1 rRNA gene is annotated in these 281 nt (G+C 55.9%); it reads left to right on the top strand.

Features of this window, described 5'->3' with window-relative positions:
• Positions 1–281 (top strand): 23S ribosomal RNA (locus GH754_RS19390); the annotation flags it as partial.

Below are 281 nucleotides of genomic sequence, written 5' to 3' on the forward strand. Positions count from 1 at the left end.
CTGGCTGTACGGACATTCTAACCCAGAACCGTGATCCGGTTCGGAGACAGTGTCAGGTGGGCAGTTTGACTGGGGCGGTCGCCTCCTAAAGAGTAACGGAGGCGCCCAAAGGTTCCCTCAGAATGGTTGGAAATCATTCGTAGAGTGTAAAGGCAGAAGGGAGCTTGACTGCGAGACCTACAAGTCGAGCAGGGACGAAAGTCGGGCTTAGTGATCCGGCGGTGCCGAATGGAAGGGCCGTCGCTCAACGGATAAAAGCTACCCCGGGGATAACAGGCTTA

Origin of the sequence: Salinibacillus xinjiangensis (assembly GCF_009649735.1) — a bacterium.
Lineage (GTDB): Bacteria > Bacillota > Bacilli > Bacillales > Alkalibacillaceae > Salinibacillus > Salinibacillus xinjiangensis.